Genomic DNA, 16,897 nt, shown 5'->3' with positions numbered 1-16,897 from the left:
GGCCCCTCGACCGCGCCGCTCAACCGCGCCGCTCGGGCGCCCCCGGCGGGGGCGGGGGCGGTGGTGGTCCGTCGTCCGGCGTACGGGGCTCGCGCTCGCCCGGGCGCGGTGGCCGTCGCCTCCGGGGCGGTGGCTCGGGGCCGAGGGGGCCGGCGACGGTCGGGGCGTCGTACACGTCCTGCCCCGCGGCGGGCGGCCAGATGTCCCGCGGCTCCTCCGGCAGCCGCAGATACGGATTGGTGTCGGGGTTCGGCGGCCGGTACGGGCCGCCGGGCACGTACGGCCCCGCCCCGGAGCCGGGACCGAAGCGCCCGTCGGCACCGCCACCGCCCGGCCCGGCGCCGCGGCCCGATCCGCCTCGCCCGACACCGTGGCCGTACTCGTCCCCGGCACCGTGGCCGTACGCGTCGTCCCCGGCGCCCTGGCCCCACGCGTCGTACCCGGAACCACCGGCTCGCGCCGACGGACCCCCTGCCCGGTCCGCCGCGGCCTCCCGCCCCGGTACCCCGGCCCCCGGTGGCGCGTCTCCCGCCGCCCCGGCGCCCACCGCCGCGCCCACCCTCGCCGCGGGTACCGCCCGTGTCCCCGCCGCCCCGCTCGTCCAGGCCAGCAGTGCTCCCACCGCCCCGGCGCCCGCACCCCAGGCGGCGCCCAGCAGCAGCGCCGGGCCCAGCCGGCCGTGCAGGTCGAGTCCGGCGCCGAAGACGTCGAGGCCGAGGACGGACAGGGCGGCGTTCACGGACACGTCCGTCAGCCAGGCGAGCAGCGGAAGGGTGAGCGCGGTCGCGACACCCAGCCGCAGCGCGCACCGGCCGGCGAAGCCGAGGGCGCCGCCGGCGGGCCGTACCACCGGGGTGCGGCCCACCGGGGTGTGGTCCGCCGCCGAGCGGCCCGCCGGGGTGCGGAGAAGCGGTGTGCGGACCGCCGTCAGCACCCCGGCCAGCAGGATCATCAGCACCGCGGCCACCGCCAGCAGCCACACCCGTCCGTCCAGACCGGCCAGCCGGCCCACCGTCACCGGCCGGCCGGACCGCCCGGCGAGGAGCTGGTCCATCGGGTGCGGGAGCAGGGTGACGAGGACGCCGGTCGCCTTGCCGTCCCAGGGGACGAACAGGCCGAGGGGCACACCGAGCCAGACCCCGTTCGGCGCGCCGAGCAGCGCCGCGCCGGCGATCCGCCGCGGATGGTCGTCGCCGATCGCCGCGTACGCCGCCGCCGCGAGCCCCGCCGCCACGGCGACCAGCAGAACGGTGACGAGCGCCGAGGCCGCGGGACGGACCACCCGGTGCACGACCGCCCAGCCGGGAGGCAGGGGAGCGCGGCGGGCGGCGAGCAGCGCGACCAGCAGGACGCCCGCGCACCAGCCGAGACCGCCGAGGAGCGTGGCCGAGGTGTCCACGGTGAAACCGACGGCCGCCTTGGCGTCGATGAGGTCGCCGATCCGGTCCGGCAGCAGTCCGCTCACGTCGCCGAGCCCCGGAAGGCTCAGTCCGCCGCCCCCCTTGCCGCCTCCGCCCGGCAGCTCGTCCAGGCCCATGGAGCCGCCGTCGATGGTGATGACGTCGTGGCCGGCCCACGCGAGACCGCCGAGCATCGCGGTGAAGAGCACGACCACCGAGCCCGCACGCGCGAGGAGTTCGGCCGGCGCCACCACGACTCCGGCCGTGCGCAGGGACCGTAGGAAGAACCACGACAGCAGCAGCGCCCCGACCAGGCTCACACCGAGTGGCGTGATCTCGACGGCGGTGTGGGCCGCAGCGCCTTTCAGTCCAAAAGCCGACACATCACCCGCCGGTGAGACCGAACCACCCGCCCCGAGTGCCACAACGGCCGCCGTCATGGGGCCCAGTGACCCCGCGGAGTCCGCCTGGAGCAGATGCAGGCCGAGCGCGGCCGTGGCCGCCATGCCGGTCAACGCCCAGCTCACGGAGGCGATCGCGGACAGCAGGATGTTCCCCCAGGGCAGCGGCGCACGGTGCCGCGCGCTCTCGACGCCCATGACAGCACTCATCGCAGACCCCCCGATCCACGTGGCGGCGTTGACGGCCGCGCTTGTCCCCCTCGCGGGGATTACCACTTTCCGGCCCGGTTTCAACCCCGTCAACGGGGCGAGTTGGAGCGTGTGCGGGAGCGCCTGGCAAGGCCCGGGTTTCGGTCAGGCGGCGGAGCCTGAAATAGTTCCCCCCGATGTTCGACATCCCTAGACTCCCTGTGATGGGGGTAACTCGGGGGACAACTCAGTGGGGCATGGAGTGCCGGAACTCGTACTCGAAACAAACGGACGTACCTGGACACTTGATCCGTCCAGGGCATACACGCTCGGACGCGATCCGCAGGGGGACGTCGTCTTCGACGACGCCAGGGTGTCCTGGCGCCACGCCACGGTCAGTTTCAACGGCCGTAGTTGGGCGATCGAGGACCATGGAAGCACCAACGGCACGTTCGCACAGGGCCAGCGGGTCCAGCACCTGGAGATCGGGCCCGGCTCGGCGCTGCACCTCGGCAACGCGACCGACGGACCGCGGCTGAATCTGTCGGCCGCCGCCGCACCGGTCGCCGCACCGGACCAGCAGCAGTCGGCGCCGTACGCGGCGCAGGGCGCCGGCGCGCCCGGCTGGGCCCAGCAGGCGGTCGCGCAGCAGCAGGCGGCCGTGCCGCACCAGGCGCCGGCGCAGCAGCAGGCCGCCCAGGCAGGCTGGCAGCAGCCGCCCGCGTTCCCGCAGCAGCAGGCCGGCCCCGCCGACCAGTACGCGCAGAAGACGCCCGGTGGCGGCGCGGGGGCTCCGCCGGTCTACGGCGACCGCAGCCCGACCACGTTCCACCAGTTCGCGCTCGGCCGCGTGATGCGCATCGGCCGTGCCCTGGAGAACGACCTGGTCGTCTCGGACCTCCAGGTCTCCCGGAACCACGCGGAGTTCCACGCCACGCCCGACGGCCGCTTCGAGATCCGCGACCTCGGCTCGCACAACGGCACCTACGTCAACGGTCAGCCGATCGCCAAGGGCGGCTCGGCGCTGCTCGGCCCGAGCGACATCGTCGGCGTCGGCCACTCGACGTTCCGGATCGTCGGCGACCGCCTCGAGGAGTTCGTCGACACCGGTGAGGTCTCCTTCTCGGCCCGCCATCTGACCGTCACGGTCGACGGCGGCAAGCAGATCCTCAAGGACGTCTCCTTCGGCGTACCCGAGAAGTCGCTGATCGCCGTCATCGGCCCGTCCGGTTCCGGCAAGTCGACCCTGCTCAAGGCGCTCACCGGCTACCGGCCCGCCAACCAGGGCGAGGTCCTGTACGACAACAGGAACCTGTACAAGCAGTTCGCCGAGCTGCGCCAGCGCATCGGTTTGGTCCCGCAGGACGACATCCTGCACAAGGAGCTGACCGTCAAGAAGGCCCTCAAGTACGCGGCCAAGCTGCGCTTCCCCGCCGACACCACGGCGCAGGAGCGCGACGCCCGCATCGAAGAGGTGCTGCGCGAGCTGAAGCTCGACATCCACAAGGACAAGAAGGTCACCTCGCTCTCCGGTGGCCAGCGCAAGCGTGTGTCGGTGGCCCTGGAGCTGCTCACCAAGCCGTCGCTGATCTTCCTGGACGAGCCGACGTCCGGTCTCGACCCGGGCATGGACCGTGACGTCATGCAGCTGCTGCGCGGCCTCGCCGACGACGGCCGTACGGTCCTGGTCGTGACCCACTCGGTGGCCGAGCTGGCGCTGTGCGACAAGCTGCTGGTGATGGCGCCGGGCGGTGCGGTCGCCTACTTCGGCCCGCCGGAGGAGGCGCTGAACTTCTTCGGCTACGACAGCTGGGCCGATGTCTTCTCCGCCTTCGAGAACTACCGCGACTACGACTGGTCGGGCCGCTGGAAGGGCTCGCAGCACTACCAGATGTACGCTGCGGAGATCGACGCGATAGCCCCGCAGTCCGTACCCATGCCCCCGCCGCAGGCGATGAAGCCGCCCAAGCCGCAGGGCTGGGGCTCGCAGCTGATGACCCTCATCCGGCGTTACGTGTCGGTGATCGCCTCGGACAAGGGCTTCCTGGCACTGACGGTGATCCTGCCCGCCGTCCTCGGCGCGGTCAGCCTGCTGATCGACTCGGACAAGGGCCTGCTGGTCAACCCGGTCAATCCGCGCACCCATGTGCCGATCCCGAACGGCACGGCGACCACCGTCCTGCTGATCCTCGCGGTCGGTGCCTGTTTCGCGGGCGCCGCGAACTCCGTGCGTGAGCTGATCAAGGAACGGGTCATCTACGAGCGGGAGCGGGCGACCGGCCTGTCCCGGTCGGCGTACCTGATGTCCAAGGTGGTCGTGCTGGGCGCGGTCACCGTGCTGCAGGGCCTGATGGTCGGCCTGATCGGCTTCTCCAGCCGGGAGATCCCGAAGGAGGGGCTCGTCCTCGGCGGCTCCACGCTGTTCGAGCTGTGCCTGCCGATCATGGCGCTCGGCTTCACCTCGATGATGTTCGGCCTGGTGATCTCCTCGCTGGTGAAGACCGCCGAGAAGACCATGCCGCTGCTGGTGATGTTCGCGATCATCCAGGTCGTCTTCACCGGCTGCCTCTTCACCCTGCACGGCACCGTCGGCGTCAACGAGTTCTCGTACCTCATGCCGTCGCGCTGGGCGGTCGCCGCGGCCGGCGCCACGCTGGACTTCAACAACATCGCCCCGAACACCGACGACCCGGGCAGCACCGACCCCCTGTGGGACCACGCGGCCTCGGCCTGGGGCCTGAACATGGTCGCGCTGATCGTGCTCGGTGTGGTCTGCGGCTTCCTGGTGTCCCGCTTCCTGCGCCGGCACGAGCCGGAGGTCATGCGGAAGTAACGGCGTCACCGCGTCCGAACGACGTGAAGGGCGGCATCCCCCCGAGGGGTGCCGCCCTTCCGCGTTACGTCAGAGGTCCGCGCCGACCTCAGTACGCGCTGTTCACGTTGTCGATCGAACCGTACTTGTCGGCCGCGTAGTTGGCGGCGGCGGTGATGTTGGCGACCGGGTCGTAGATGTTCCAGGACGTGCCGGGGACGTGGTACGCGCTGAAGGTCGGCGGGATGACCTGGAGCAGGCCCTTCGACGGGATGCCGTTGATCGCGTTGATGTCCCAGTTGTTGATGGCCATGGGGTTGCCGGACGACTCCCGCATGATGTTCTTGTGCAGGCCGTGGTAGCTGCCCGGGATGCCCTTGGTCTTCATGATGTCCAGGGCCTGCCGGATCCAGCCGTCGAGGTTGTTGGCGTAGGTCTTCGCGGCGACCGGCTGGATCTGCAGACGCTGCGTGGAGCGGGTGGCGGCCTGCACGGCGACGCGCTGCTGCGCGGCCTTCTTCACGGCTGCGGCCTCGGCGGCCTTCTTCGCGGCGGCGGCGTCGGCGGCCTTCTTCTGCGCCGCGAAGGTGTCGAGCTTGACGTTCTGGGCGGCGAGCTGGTCGGTGACCGTGCCCTTGACATTCTTCAGGACCGTGCCGGAGGCGACCTGCGTGGTCACGGCCGGGGCGCCGGTGGTGACGGTCTCGGCGTTGCTGGGGGCGGCCGAGAGGGCGAGGGCGGCGGTGCCGAGGGCGGCCACGCCGGCGACGGCGACCTTGCGCTGCTTGGTCAGCGTACGACTATGAGCACGGTTGAAGATGTTCTTGGGCATGGCTGATGGACCTCTTCGAGTAGCGCGGAGGTCGCTCCTGCGTCCGCTGGGGGAATCGGCTCCTCCCGCACGAACGCCGCGGCGGGAATCCGCGGCGCTGAGCGACGGAGCCATTCTTAGCGGGCGCAAAATGCCCAGGCAAAGGTGTGACGTACTATCCTCGATAGTGGATCAGGGAAGGGCAAAATAGGACAGACGGAACCGTCTTTCCCGTTCATCTGGGAGGGTTTATCTCCTATGCCCTTTCGTACGTGATGTGGGCCCTATGCGCGGGCTCACATGGAACGTCACACCTTCTCACTGTGCGTTGCCATCGCAATGCCCTGTGTGAGCATCCTCCTCCGGGAGGATGAGATGGACGTCGCCGAACTCGTGCCACAGGTAGAGCCCGCGCAGCGCCTCCCCGTAGGCACGGTCGACCGCCGCCCGGCCGGCCACCGCCTCCAGCATCAGCAGATGCGAGGCCTCCGGCTCGTGCAGCCCGGTCAGCAGCCCGTCCACCACCCGCACCCCGCGCTCGGGCGTGACCACCAGGTCCGTCCACCCCTCGGCCGCCCGCACGGCCCCGTCCCGGCCCGGCGGCCGACTCGAGGGCGCGCACGGCCGTCGTCCCGACCGCGATCACCCGCCCGCCCTCCGCCCGCACCCCGTCGACCAGCCGCGCCGACGCCCCCGGCACCGAGAACCGCTCCGGGTACGGCGGCTCGTGCGCCTCCGCGGACGACACCCCCGTGTGCAGCGTGACCGGCGCGAACCGCACCCCGCGACTCACCAGCTCCGCCACCAGCCGCCCGGTGAAGGGCCGGCCCGCACTGGGCATCTCCGCACTGCCCGCCCCGTCCGGCGACCGCAGCGCGAACACCGTCTGGTACACGGACAACGGCTGGTCCCGCTCCGTATAGGAGTAGCGAATGGGCCGCCCGTGCTCCCACAGCACCTCCCGGACCTCCGCCCCGGCGGCCCGCGCCCACCACAGCCGCTCCCCACGCGCGCTCAGCGGCTCCTCCGGCACCAGCCGGCCCCCGCCCGGCAGCGACACCTCGGTCCCCGCGGGCGAGCCCGCCCACGCGCGCGTGGTACCCCGCCCGTCCGGCTCCCGCAGCTCGACCGCCCACCGGCCGTCGTCCCCGCGCGCCGAGAAGTGCACCACCACGCGCGCGTGCCCGATCCGACCGTCCACCGCGGCGGCCAGCGTCGGCGAGGTGTTCACCACCAGCAGGTCCCCGGCCCGCAGCAGCCCCGGCAGCTCGCGGAACGCGTGATGCGCCACCCGCGTGCCCCGGGACACCAGCAGCCGTACGTCGTCCCGGCCGAGCCCCGGCCCCCGCTGCTCGGCCGGCCCGCGCGCGGACAGCTCCTGCGGAACCCGCACGACGGTCCTCATCGCCCCTCCAGCAAGGACGGCGCCGCATACCGCCCGCTCGCCGGCCGCTCGTCCAGCAGCCGCAGGAACGCCGGTACGACGGCGGCCGGCGCCGGACGTGGACCGTCGTCACCCGGCACGGCCGCCGCGTACAGGTCCGTCGCCATGTCGCCCGGGTCCACCGCCCAGACCCTGAGCCCCGGCTCCTCCACACCGAGCACCGCGGCGAGCTGGTCCAGGGCCGCCTTCGAGGCGCCGTAGCCGCCCCACGTCCCGTACGCCTCCGCCGCCGCGTCCGAGCTGACCGTGATCACCGCGCCCGCCGGCGAGGCCAGCAGCAGCGGCAGCGCCTCCTGGACCAGGCCCAGCGCCGCCACCACGTTCACCTCCAGCGCCCGCCGCAGCCCCGCCGGCGGCAGCTCCGCCAGCGGCACCAGCGGCTCGGCGCCCAGCGCGCTCGCGTTGCTCACCACCAGGTCGACACCGCCGAGCCGCCAGGCGGCGGCCACCAGCTCGGCCCGGTGCGTGCCGTCCGTGACGCGTCCGGGCAGTGCCGTCACCCGCGTCCCGTGCCGCGTGACGGCTCCCGCGGCCTCCTCCAGGGCGCCGGCGCCCCGGGCGTCGAGCACCAGATCCCACCCGCGCGCCGCGAGCGCCTCGGCGAGCGCCCGCCCCAGACCCTTGGACGCCCCCGTGATGATCGCCACCGGCATGACTACCGCCCCTCGTCGCTGCCGCCCCGGCCGGGCGGTGACCACACCGTAGGAACGGCACCGCCCCGGCCGCCTCGGACGCGGGCCGCAGAGCGCCGGGGCCCTTCGGCGTACGCCCCCCGCCCCGGGCCCGGGACCTACGCCGCCGGCCCTACGTCCAGCGGACCGGTTCCGGCCGTCACCGGTCCGATCCGCGCTGTCACACCCCGCCGGTACCGTGAGGTCATGAGTCAAGGCCCCCGGTCCGGCCTCGCCGCGGTGAGTTCCGCGCTGCTGGCCATGAGCAGGCACCTGGAGGTGCGGGACGTCCTCAAGACGATCGTCGCCTCCGCCCGTGACCTGCTCGACGCGCAGTACGCCGCCCTCGGCGTCCCCGACGACCACGGCGGCTTCGCCCAGTTCGTCGTGGACGGCGTCAGCGACGACCAGTGGCGTGCCATCGGCCCGCTCCCGCGCCAGCACGGCATCCTCGCCGCGATGCTGCGCGAGGCGAAGGCGGAACGCCTCGCCGACGTGCGCAAGGACCCCCGCTTCGAGGGCTGGCCGGCCGCCCACCCCGACCTGGCCGACTTCCTGGGCCTGCCGATCAAGGACGGCGAGGAGGTCCTCGGGGCACTGTTCCTCGCGAACAAACGCTGCCCCAGGCCGGAAGGCGGTTGCGGCTTCACCCAGGAGGACGAGGAACTGCTCGCCATCCTCGCCCAGCACGCCGCCATCGCCCTCACCAACGCCCGCCTCTACGAGCGCAGCCGCGAACTGACCATCGCCGAGGAACGCTCCCGCCTCGCCCACGAACTGCACGACGCGGTCAGCCAGAAGCTGTTCTCCCTGCGGCTGACCGCCCAGGCGGCGGCCGCGCTCGTCGACCGCGACTCCACCCGCGCCAAGGGCGAGCTGCACCAGGTGGCCTGCCTCGCCGCCGAGGCCGCCGACGAACTGCGCGCCGCCGTCGTGGAGTTGCGGCCCGCCGCGCTGGACGAGGACGGCCTGCTCGCCACCCTGCGCACCCAGACACAGGTCCTCGACCGCGCCCACACCGCCCGCGTGACCTTCACCAGCAACGGCTTCCGCGCCCTGCCCGCCTCCCAGGAGGAGGCCCTGCTCAGGGTGGCCCAGGAGGCCCTGCACAACGCCCTGCGCCACTCCGGGGCCGCACACGTCGACGTGAGCGTGGAGCGGCGCGGCGGCGGCGCCGTCCTGCGGGTCACCGACGACGGCAGCGGATTCGACCCCACGACGGTCCGCCGCGCCGGACGCCACCTCGGCCTGGTCTCGATGCGGGACCGGGCCGGCGGGGTCGGCGGCTCACTGACCGTGGAATCGGCGCCCGGCAAGGGCACCACGATCGAGATGGAGGTTCCCGGTGGCTGAACCGATCAGGGTGCTGCTCGTCGACGACCACCAGGTCGTCCGCCGGGGCCTGCGCACCTTCCTGGAGGTCCAGGACGACATCGAGGTCGTCGGCGAGGCCGCCGACGGCGCCGAGGGAGTCGACCGCGCCGAGGAACTGCGGCCCGACATCGTCCTGATGGACGTCAAGATGCCGGGCCTGGACGGTATCGGCGCGCTGCGCCGGCTGCGCGAACTCGGCAACCCCGCGCGCGTGCTGATCGTCACGAGCTTCACCGAGCAGCGCACGGTCGTCCCGGCCCTGCGCGCGGGCGCCGCCGGCTACGTCTACAAGGACGTGGACCCCGACGCCCTGGCCGGTGCCATCCGCTCCGTGCACGCCGGGCACATCCTGCTCCAGCCGGAGGTCGCCGACGCCCTGCTCTCCCAGGAGGAGGCCAACGGCGTCCAGGGCAGGGGGAGTTCGCTCACCGAGCGGGAACGCGAGGTGCTCGGCCTGATCGCGGACGGCCGCTCCAACCGCGAGATAGCCCGCGCCCTCGTCCTGTCCGAGAAGACCGTCAAGACGCACGTCTCCAACATCCTGATGAAGCTCGACCTCGCCGACCGCACCCAGGCCGCGCTGTGGGCCGTACGCCACGGCGTGACCGGCTGACACGCCCTGACCAACGCCTCACGCCGCCCAACACGGAGGGTTACGGCCCAGGCCGAGATTCATACCGTCGTGGGAATGTCACCCGGATGGCGCACCCTCCGGTGATCTCCGCCGTTCTCCAGTGCGTGCCGCGGCGATCGCCGCGCTGAACGTCCAGGAGGGGTTGACAGTGAAGAACCTGAAGAAGGCAGCGGCCGTGACGATGGTGGCCGGTGGTCTGGTGGCCGCCGGAGCGGGCATGGCCTCCGCCCACGGGGGTGCCCACGCCGACGGCGCGGCCCACGGCTCGCCGGGCGTCGGTTCGGGCAACGTCGTCCAGGTCCCGGTGCACGTCCCGGTGAACGCCGTCGGCAACAGCGTGAGCGTCATCGGCGTCCTGAACCCGGCCTTCGGCAACCTCGGTCTGAACCACTGAGGTCCGGCCGGCGACGACACCAGGCCCCCCGGCGCGCCCGGGGGGCCTGTCGGTCCGCCGGCGGGCCGGCTCCGACGGGCACCGGGACCTGCCGGGACCGTCATACGCGTACCGCGGCGGGGGACCCGCGTCGACCGGCAGCCCTACCGCGCTCCCCGCTCCCGCTCCTCCACGAACGAGTTGTACGCCGCCACCTGCGCTCGCCGCGCCGTCCGCTCCACCGGCCGCAGCGCGGCCCCGCGAGCCGCCATCTCCGAGGCGCTCACCGCACCCCCGTGCCCGTTGTCGTACGCCAGCGACACCAGCAGCCCCACCCGCTGCGCCAGCTCCAGGACCCGCACCGCACGCGGCGGATATCCCGGCGCCAGCAGCTCGCGGCCCCGCCCGGCCCGTGCTCGGTACGCGTCGATCGCCGCCTCCGCCACCGGCCCCGCCCCGGCGACGTCCAGCTTCGACAGCACCTCCGTCGCGTCCCGCAGCGCCTCCGCCAGCTCCCGCTCCGCCTCGCCCAGCGAGGGAACATCGGCCGGCGGAGCCTCCCGCACCGGCAGCACGTGCCAGACCACCTCGGCGTGCACATCACCCTCCGGCCCGGCCTCGTACGCCTGAGGCACCAGCCCGAACGCGGCACCGTGACAGACCGCCGCCTCCTCGGCCTCCAGCGCCCGCGCGTTGAACTCCGGCGGACCGCTCAGCCCCAGCGGATGCCCAGGGGCGGGCAGCGCCACCCGCAGCCCGGTCACCCCCAGCGTGCGCAGCCGCCCCAGCGCGAGCGTCAGCCCGACCGGCGCGGACTCACCGGGCAGCCCCTCCACCCGGTGCACCGTGTCCTCGCCCACGATGGCGAGCACAGCGTCATCTGGTGAGACAAGTCCGGCCAAAAGGGCATTTCCCCAAGAGGCGAGGCGTCCTGAACGCGGTTCCGAGAGCATGCCCCCACCCTAAGGACCGGACCGATGGAATGGGGCGGGGCACTCGTGGCGTAGATTTCATAAGGGCTGCGCCCACCGGCGCGGCGACCGAGCCACAGGCGTACGCGACAGCCGAGACCGGCCACACTGCAAGGGGAGACAACGCGCTCATGAGCGATGTTCTGGAGCTTCAGGACGTATCCGTGGTCCGCGAGGGCCGGGCTCTGGTGGACCAGGTCTCCTGGTCGGTGAAGGAGGGCGAGCGCTGGGTCATCCTCGGCCCGAACGGCGCCGGCAAGACCACCCTCCTGAACGTCGCCTCCAGCTACCTCTACCCCAGCAAGGGCACCGCCACCATCCTCGGCGAGACCCTCGGCACCCCCGGCACCGACGTCTTCGAGCTGCGCCCCCGCATCGGCGTGGCCGGCATCGCCCTGGCCGAGAAGCTCCCCAAGCGCCAGACCGTCCTGCAGACCGTCCTCACCGCCGCCTACGGCATGACCGCCGGCTGGCAGGAGGAGTACGAGGACGTCGACGAGCAGCGCGCCCGCGCCTTCCTCGACCGCCTCGGCATGAGCGACTACCTGGACCGGAAGTTCGGCACCCTCTCCGAGGGCGAGCGCAAGCGCACCCTGATCGCCCGCGCCCTGATGACCGACCCCGAGCTCCTCCTCCTCGACGAGCCCGCCGCCGGCCTCGACCTCGGCGGCCGCGAGGACCTCGTCCGCCGCCTCGGCCGCCTCGCCCGCGACCCCATCGCCCCCTCGATGATCATGGTCACGCACCACGTCGAGGAGATCGCCCCCGGCTTCACCCACGTCCTCATGATCCGCCAGGGCAAGGTCCTCGCCGCCGGTCCCATCGAGCTGGAACTGAGCTCCCGCAACCTCTCCCTCTGCTTCGGCCTCCCGCTCGTCGTGGAGCAGGTCGGCGACCGCTGGACCGCTCAGGGCCTGCCCCTCTCCTGACCCGACCGCTCTTCCTTTCGCGCCCTGTCCGCCGCCCGGCCGCGGTCCTACCATGACCATGTGAACGACATCGACGCATGGGTGTGGTGGCTCGTCGGCGCGGCGGCACTCGGAATCCCGCTCGTGGTCACCGCGATGCCGGAGTTCGGCATGCTCGCGGTGGGAGCAGTCGCCGCGGCGGTCGTCTCCGCCCTCGGCTTCGACGCGGTCATCCAGGTCCTCGCGTTCGTCGTCGTCTCCGTCGCCCTCATCGCCGTCGTCCGGCCCATCGCGGCCCGGCACGGCAAACAGCGCCCTCAACTCGCCACCGGCGTCGATGCGTTGAAGGGCAGACAGGCCGTCGTGCTGGAACGGGTCGACGCGTCGGGCGGCCGCATCAAGCTCGCCGGGGAAGTCTGGTCGGCCCGTTCGCTCGACACCGGCCGCGCCTACGAAGTCGGCCAGGAGGTGGACGTCGTGGACATCGAAGGGGCCACCGCCATCGTCCTGTGAGGACAACTCACCGAGAACGACTCACGAGTTGCCCGACGGTCTGTCAGACTCGACCAGCAAGATCTTCAACAGTCATGAGATCTGCCGAAAGCGCCGAGGCGGAGAAGGGTACGGGGAACGACGATGGAACCGGTCATCATCGTCTTGATCATCCTGGTGGTGTTGGTCTTCATCGCCCTGATCAAGACCATCCAAGTCATCCCACAGGCGAGCGCCGCCATCGTCGAGCGCTTCGGCCGCTACACACGGACGCTGAACGCGGGCCTCAACATCGTGGTCCCGTTCATCGACACCATCCGCAACCGCATCGACCTGCGCGAGCAGGTCGTACCGTTCCCGCCGCAGCCGGTGATCACCCAGGACAACCTGGTCGTGAACATCGACACGGTCATCTACTACCAGGTCACCGACGCGCGGGCCGCCACCTACGAGGTCGCCAGCTACATCCAGGCGATCGAGCAGCTGACGGTCACCACCCTGCGGAACATCATCGGTGGCATGGACCTCGAACGGACGCTGACCTCACGCGAGGAGATCAACGCGGCCCTGCGCGGCGTCCTGGACGAGGCCACCGGCAAGTGGGGCATCCGCGTCAACCGCGTCGAGCTCAAGGCCATCGAGCCGCCCACCTCCATTCAGGACTCGATGGAGAAGCAGATGCGCGCCGACCGTGACAAGCGTGCCGCGATCCTCCAGGCCGAAGGTGTCCGGCAGTCCGAGATCCTGCGCGCCGAGGGCGAGAAGCAGTCCCAGATCCTGCGCGCCGAGGGTGAGGCCAAGGCGGCCGCCCTGCGCGCCGAGGGCGAGGCCCAGGCCGTCCGCACGGTCTTCGAGGCCATCCACGCCGGCGACCCGGACCAGAAGCTGCTCTCCTACCAGTACCTGCAGATGCTCCCCAAGATCGCCGAGGGCGATGCCAACAAGCTCTGGATCGTCCCGAGCGAGATCGGCGACGCCCTCAAGGGACTCTCCGGAGCGATGGGCAACTTCGGCTCGCTGGGCGGCGGTTCCGGCAACAACGGCTCGTCGGGCAACGGGGGCGGCGGCACGGAACGCCGCGAGAAGCCGAACATCGACTAGAGGGCACGGAACAGAGCGCCGGATCCTCCCGCGCCCCCCAGGGGCGCGGGGAACCGCGCGAGCGACCACGAACGACCGGCAGCCGAAGCGCCGGCCGGACCCTCACGGCGGACCGTCAGGCGGCGTCCCGGGCCAACCAGTCGGGCAGGGCCGCGAAGTCCTCGGCCCCCAGCGCGAGCAACATCGCGTCGGCCGGCGTCGGCTCGAACGGCTGCCTCAGCAGAGCCATCCCCGCCTCCTCCGGAGTCCGGTCGGCCTTGCGGTGATTGTCCTCCGCGCACGCCGCCACCGTGTTCAGCCACGTGTCCTGGCCACCGTGCGACCGCGGTACGACATGGTCCACGGTCGTCGCCCGGTGCCCGCAGTACGCGCACCGGTTCCGGTCCCGCACCAGCACCCCCCGCCGCGACCACGGGGCTTGTCTTCGGAACGGCACCCGCACATACCGGCACAGCCTGATCACCCGGGGCGCGGGTATGTCCACCTCGGCACCGCGCATGCGCAGTTCGGGGTGGGCCTGCTCGACCACGGCCTTGTCCTGGAGGACCAGGACAACGGCTCGGTTCAGAGTCACCGTCGACAGCGGCTCGAAGCTCGCGTTCAGGACCAACGTGTCACGCATCCAGCCCACCTCCCGTGTGCACCTGCCCACCCCCCGGCGGGCTCGGATCAACTCTGGACGGGCGCGCCGAGATGGACAACGCAATAAAAAATGCCCGCCTCCGATCACTTCCAAGACCGGAGGCGGGCAAACGTTCAATGAACGCTCGGCTGAATCGTGGCGGGGCGGTCAGCCCTGACCGGGGTTCTCGTACTCACCGATCAGCTGGGCGCGCGCGATCGCGTGGAACCGGAGGTTGAAGCCGACGACGGCCGGCGAGACGTCCGCGTCCGGACCCAGCTTCTCCTGGTCCACGGCGTACACCGTGAAGACGTACCGGTGCGGGCCGTCCCCGGGCGGCGGAGCGGCCCCGCCGAAGTCCTTCGTCCCGTAGTCGTTGCGCACATGCACGGCGCCCGCGGGCAGCCCCTCGAACTTGCCGCCGCCCGCACCCGCCGGCAGCTCGGTCACCGAGGCCGGGATGTCGAACAGGACCCAGTGCCAGAACCCGCTGCCGGTCGGCGCGTCGGGGTCGTAGCAGGTCACGGCGAAGCTCTTGGTCTCGGCGGGGAAGCCCTCCCAGCGCAGCTGCGGCGAGGTGTTGCCCTCCGCATGGACCTGGGCGCTCCTCAGCGTCGCGCCCTCCTCGACGTCCTCACTCGTCACCGTGAACGACGGAACGGGCGGATGGAAGTCGTGGGGGAGCGGCCGCCGCTTGAGCTCGGTCACCTCGGTACCTCCTGATCGATGATCTGGAACCAGCAGTTCCCGAGCCTAGAACCAGTTGCGCTTGCTGCCGACCTCGGACAGCCACTGGTTGAGGTAAGCCGCCCAGTCGGTCCCCTGCCAGTCGTTCAGACCCACCTGGAAGGACCGGTAGGTGTCGGAGCCCTCGCTGAACAGGCCCGGCTTCTTGTCCATCTCCAGCACGACGTCCATCGCGTGCTCGTCGGCCACGAAGCTCAGCTCGACCTGGTTCAGGCCCCGGTACTGCGACGGCGGGAAGAACTCGATCTCCTGGTAGAACGGCAGCTTCTGCCGCGTACCCCGGATGTGGCCGCGCTCCATGTCCGCGTTCTTGAAGCGGAAGCCGAGCTGGATGAAGGCGTCCAGGATCGCCTTCTGCGCCGGCAGCGGGTGCACGTTGATCGGGTCCAGGTCACCGGAGTCCACGGCCCGCGCGATCGCCAGCTCGGTGGTCACACCGATGTGCATGCCCCGCAGCGACTGACCGTCGATCATGGTGACCGGCGTCTCCCAGGGGATCTCCAGCCCGAACGGCACCGCGTGCACGGCACCCGCCTGCAGCTCGAAGGCACCGCCGAGGCGCACCTTGGTGAACTCGATGTCCTGCTTGTACTCCTGGTCGCCGCTCTCCACCTCGACCTTGGCCTGCAGACCGACCGACAGCCCCTCGATGGCCTGGTTCACGGACCCGCCCTGGATCCGCACCTCGCCCTGGACGACACCACCGGGTACGACGTTGACCTCGGTCAGCACGGTCTCGACCGACGCCCCGCCGGCCCCGAGGCTCGCGAGCAGCTTCTTGAACGCCATGACTCTCCCTTTACGAATGGACCCTCGCCCCGTACAAACGCGATCCGCCCGCCACCGGTTCCGCCGGCGCCGTGCTCCCTCTGGACTACCCTCGGAGCGCATGATCGCGCCCCCGGACCGTACGCCACTGCCCCGTACCTTCTTCGACCGCCCGGTCCTGGAGGTCGCCCCGGACCTTCTCGGCCGCGTCCTGGTCCGGACGACACCCGACGGCCCGATCGCCCTGCGCATCACGGAGGTGGAGGCGTACGACGGCCCGAACGACCCCGGCTCGCACGCCTTCCGCGGCCGCACCGCCCGCAACGCGGTGATGTTCGGACCGCCCGGACACGTGTACGTCTACTTCACCTACGGCATGTGGCACTGCATGAACCTGGTGTGCGGACCCGAGGGCCGGGCGAGCGCGGTCCTGCTCCGTGCGGGGGAAGTGGTGGAGGGCGCCGACCTCGCCCGGAAGCGACGCGTTTCGGCCCGGAACCACAAGGAACTGGCCAAGGGGCCGGCCCGGCTGGCCACGGCGCTGGAGGTCGACCGGGCCCTGGACGGCACGGACGCCTGCGACTCGGGCGAGACGCCCCTGAGAATGCTGACGGGCTCGCCCGTCCCCTCCGACCAGGTACGCAACGGTCCCCGTACCGGTGTCGCCGGCGAGGGCGGGGACGGCGACCTCCATCCGTGGCGCTACTGGGTCGCCGGCGACCCGACCGTCAGCCCCTACCGGGCCCACGTGCCGCGGCGCCGCCGAAGTTGACTCGGCCTGCCGAGGTGCGTAATGTATCCGGAGCCGCTGAACCGGGTACGGTGATCACCTGCAGCCGGAGCGGCCAACCCACTACCTAGCTCCAACCCCTCAGCGGGGTCGATTCTGGCGCGCCCGCGTGCCCTAATTCGAACTCGCGAGACTCGATTATGAGTCACCGAGGGAATCCGCTAACGTAGTGAACGTCGAAAGGCCGGAGGCGAAAGCCGAAAAGCCCGCAGACAAATCCCGCCGACCGGGAATCGGATGCCGAAAGGATCTGATAGAGTCGGAACCGCCGGAAAGGGAAACGCGAGAGCGAGAACCTGGAAAGCACCGAGGAAATCGGATCGAGAAAAGATCTGATAGAGTCGGAAACACCGAAGGGAAGCCCGGAGGAAAGCCCGAGAGGGTGAGTA

The 16,897-nt window shown here is 71.6% G+C and carries 15 protein-coding genes and 1 pseudogene; 8 read left to right on the top strand and 8 right to left on the bottom strand.

Annotated features, from left to right (window positions below; all coding sequences use genetic code 11):
• Positions 1-19: 19 nt before the first annotated feature.
• Positions 20-1,999, bottom strand: a complete 1,980-nt coding sequence (locus FHS34_RS32770; RefSeq protein WP_184972670.1) for a streptophobe family protein — start codon at positions 1,997-1,999, stop codon at positions 20-22.
• 253 nt (positions 2,000-2,252) lie between these two features.
• On the opposite strand from FHS34_RS32770, the gene FHS34_RS32765 reads away from it, so the two are divergent.
• Entirely contained in the window at positions 2,253-4,823 is a 2,571-nt protein-coding gene (locus FHS34_RS32765; protein WP_184972269.1) for an ABC transporter ATP-binding protein/permease, read from the top strand.
• Between the two features lie 88 nt (positions 4,824-4,911).
• Here FHS34_RS32765 and FHS34_RS32760 read toward each other — a convergent pair whose 3' ends face one another.
• From FHS34_RS32760 to FHS34_RS32750, 3 genes and pseudogenes are all read right to left on the bottom strand, one after another.
• Positions 4,912-5,634 (bottom strand): transglycosylase SLT domain-containing protein, encoded by a 723-nt coding sequence (locus FHS34_RS32760; RefSeq protein WP_184972267.1) that lies wholly within the window; start codon positions 5,632-5,634, stop codon positions 4,912-4,914.
• A gap of 297 nt (positions 5,635-5,931) precedes the next feature.
• A pseudogene (locus FHS34_RS32755) lies at positions 5,932-7,018 on the bottom strand (S-adenosylmethionine:tRNA ribosyltransferase-isomerase).
• Positions 7,015-7,710 carry an SDR family NAD(P)-dependent oxidoreductase gene (locus tag FHS34_RS32750; RefSeq protein WP_184972265.1) on the bottom strand — a complete coding sequence of 232 codons (696 nt, stop codon included), beginning with the start codon at positions 7,708-7,710 and terminating at the stop codon, positions 7,015-7,017. The pseudogene FHS34_RS32755 and the gene FHS34_RS32750 overlap by 4 nt, the downstream one beginning before the upstream one ends.
• Positions 7,711-7,935: 225 nt before the next feature.
• On the opposite strand from FHS34_RS32750, the gene FHS34_RS32745 reads away from it, so the two are divergent.
• The 3 genes from FHS34_RS32745 to FHS34_RS32735 all read left to right on the top strand — a co-directional run bounded on the left by FHS34_RS32745 (position 7,936) and on the right by FHS34_RS32735 (position 10,130).
• The gene (locus FHS34_RS32745) at positions 7,936-9,081 is read left to right on the top strand and encodes a GAF domain-containing sensor histidine kinase (RefSeq protein ID WP_184972263.1); all 1,146 of its coding nucleotides are present in this window, start codon (positions 7,936-7,938) and stop codon (positions 9,079-9,081) included.
• On the top strand, positions 9,074-9,715 hold the full coding sequence (locus FHS34_RS32740; RefSeq protein WP_184972261.1) for a response regulator: 642 nt from the start codon (positions 9,074-9,076) through the stop codon (positions 9,713-9,715). The genes FHS34_RS32745 and FHS34_RS32740 overlap by 8 nt, the downstream gene beginning before the upstream one ends.
• A gap of 169 nt (positions 9,716-9,884) precedes the next feature.
• Positions 9,885-10,130 carry a chaplin gene (locus tag FHS34_RS32735; RefSeq protein ID WP_184972668.1) on the top strand — a complete coding sequence of 82 codons (246 nt, stop codon included), beginning with the start codon at positions 9,885-9,887 and terminating at the stop codon, positions 10,128-10,130.
• Positions 10,131-10,273: 143 nt separating this feature from the next.
• On the opposite strand, the gene FHS34_RS32730 is transcribed toward FHS34_RS32735, so the two are convergent.
• Positions 10,274-11,062 carry an Rv1486c family protein gene (locus FHS34_RS32730; protein ID WP_184972259.1) on the bottom strand — a complete coding sequence of 263 codons (789 nt, stop codon included), beginning with the start codon at positions 11,060-11,062 and terminating at the stop codon, positions 10,274-10,276.
• A 149-nt stretch (positions 11,063-11,211) separates the two neighbouring features.
• On the opposite strand from FHS34_RS32730, the gene FHS34_RS32725 reads away from it, so the two are divergent.
• The 3 genes from FHS34_RS32725 (at position 11,212) to FHS34_RS32715 (ending at position 13,581) form a co-directional block, all read left to right on the top strand.
• Positions 11,212-12,009, top strand: coding sequence for an ABC transporter ATP-binding protein (locus FHS34_RS32725; protein WP_184972257.1), 798 nt, complete (start codon positions 11,212-11,214; stop codon positions 12,007-12,009).
• A 60-nt stretch (positions 12,010-12,069) separates the two neighbouring features.
• On the top strand, positions 12,070-12,501 hold the full coding sequence (locus FHS34_RS32720; RefSeq protein WP_184972254.1) for an NfeD family protein: 432 nt from the start codon (positions 12,070-12,072) through the stop codon (positions 12,499-12,501).
• Between the two features lie 123 nt (positions 12,502-12,624).
• Positions 12,625-13,581: an SPFH domain-containing protein gene (locus FHS34_RS32715; RefSeq protein ID WP_184972252.1), complete on the top strand. Its 957-nt coding sequence runs from the start codon at positions 12,625-12,627 to the stop codon at positions 13,579-13,581.
• 115 nt (positions 13,582-13,696) lie between these two features.
• Here the strand turns inward: FHS34_RS32715 and FHS34_RS32710 are convergent, their stop codons facing one another.
• The 3 genes from FHS34_RS32710 to FHS34_RS32700 all read right to left on the bottom strand — a co-directional run bounded on the left by FHS34_RS32710 (position 13,697) and on the right by FHS34_RS32700 (position 15,739).
• Positions 13,697-14,203, bottom strand: a complete 507-nt coding sequence (locus tag FHS34_RS32710; RefSeq protein WP_184972250.1) for an HNH endonuclease — start codon at positions 14,201-14,203, stop codon at positions 13,697-13,699.
• A 168-nt stretch (positions 14,204-14,371) separates the two neighbouring features.
• Positions 14,372-14,911, bottom strand: coding sequence for a YbhB/YbcL family Raf kinase inhibitor-like protein (locus FHS34_RS32705; protein WP_184972248.1), 540 nt, complete (start codon positions 14,909-14,911; stop codon positions 14,372-14,374).
• 45 nt (positions 14,912-14,956) lie between these two features.
• On the bottom strand, positions 14,957-15,739 hold the full coding sequence (locus FHS34_RS32700) for a sporulation protein (RefSeq protein ID WP_184972246.1): 783 nt from the start codon (positions 15,737-15,739) through the stop codon (positions 14,957-14,959).
• Between the two features lie 100 nt (positions 15,740-15,839).
• On the opposite strand from FHS34_RS32700, the gene FHS34_RS32695 reads away from it, so the two are divergent.
• The gene (locus FHS34_RS32695) at positions 15,840-16,490 is read left to right on the top strand and encodes a DNA-3-methyladenine glycosylase (RefSeq protein WP_184972244.1); all 651 of its coding nucleotides are present in this window, start codon (positions 15,840-15,842) and stop codon (positions 16,488-16,490) included.
• The last annotated feature ends 407 nt before the right edge of the window (positions 16,491-16,897 follow it).

It is taken from the genome of Streptomyces echinatus, assembly GCF_014203595.1.
Classification (GTDB): Bacteria; Actinomycetota; Actinomycetes; order Streptomycetales; family Streptomycetaceae; genus Streptomyces; species Streptomyces echinatus.
Note: the sequence above shows the minus strand (reverse complement) of the source record. Positions and strands in the feature narration are given on the sequence as shown.

Excerpts from the sequence above, each read along its gene's own strand:
- FHS34_RS32770 (WP_184972670.1), bottom strand. The coding sequence starts at position 1,999 with ATGGGCGTCGAGAGCGCGCGGCACCGTGCGCCGCTGCCCTGGGGGAAC.
- FHS34_RS32760 (WP_184972267.1), bottom strand. The coding sequence starts at position 5,634 with ATGCCCAAGAACATCTTCAACCGTGCTCATAGTCGTACGCTGACCAAG.
- FHS34_RS32750 (WP_184972265.1), bottom strand. The coding sequence starts at position 7,710 with ATGCCGGTGGCGATCATCACGGGGGCGTCCAAGGGTCTGGGGCGGGCG.
- FHS34_RS32745 (WP_184972263.1), top strand. The coding sequence starts at position 7,936 with ATGAGTCAAGGCCCCCGGTCCGGCCTCGCCGCGGTGAGTTCCGCGCTG.
- FHS34_RS32730 (WP_184972259.1), bottom strand. The coding sequence starts at position 11,062 with ATGCTCTCGGAACCGCGTTCAGGACGCCTCGCCTCTTGGGGAAATGCC.
- FHS34_RS32725 (WP_184972257.1), top strand. The coding sequence starts at position 11,212 with ATGAGCGATGTTCTGGAGCTTCAGGACGTATCCGTGGTCCGCGAGGGC.
- FHS34_RS32715 (WP_184972252.1), top strand. The coding sequence starts at position 12,625 with ATGGAACCGGTCATCATCGTCTTGATCATCCTGGTGGTGTTGGTCTTC.
- FHS34_RS32710 (WP_184972250.1), bottom strand. The coding sequence starts at position 14,203 with ATGCGTGACACGTTGGTCCTGAACGCGAGCTTCGAGCCGCTGTCGACG.
- FHS34_RS32700 (WP_184972246.1), bottom strand. The coding sequence starts at position 15,739 with ATGGCGTTCAAGAAGCTGCTCGCGAGCCTCGGGGCCGGCGGGGCGTCG.
- FHS34_RS32695 (WP_184972244.1), top strand. The coding sequence starts at position 15,840 with ATGATCGCGCCCCCGGACCGTACGCCACTGCCCCGTACCTTCTTCGAC.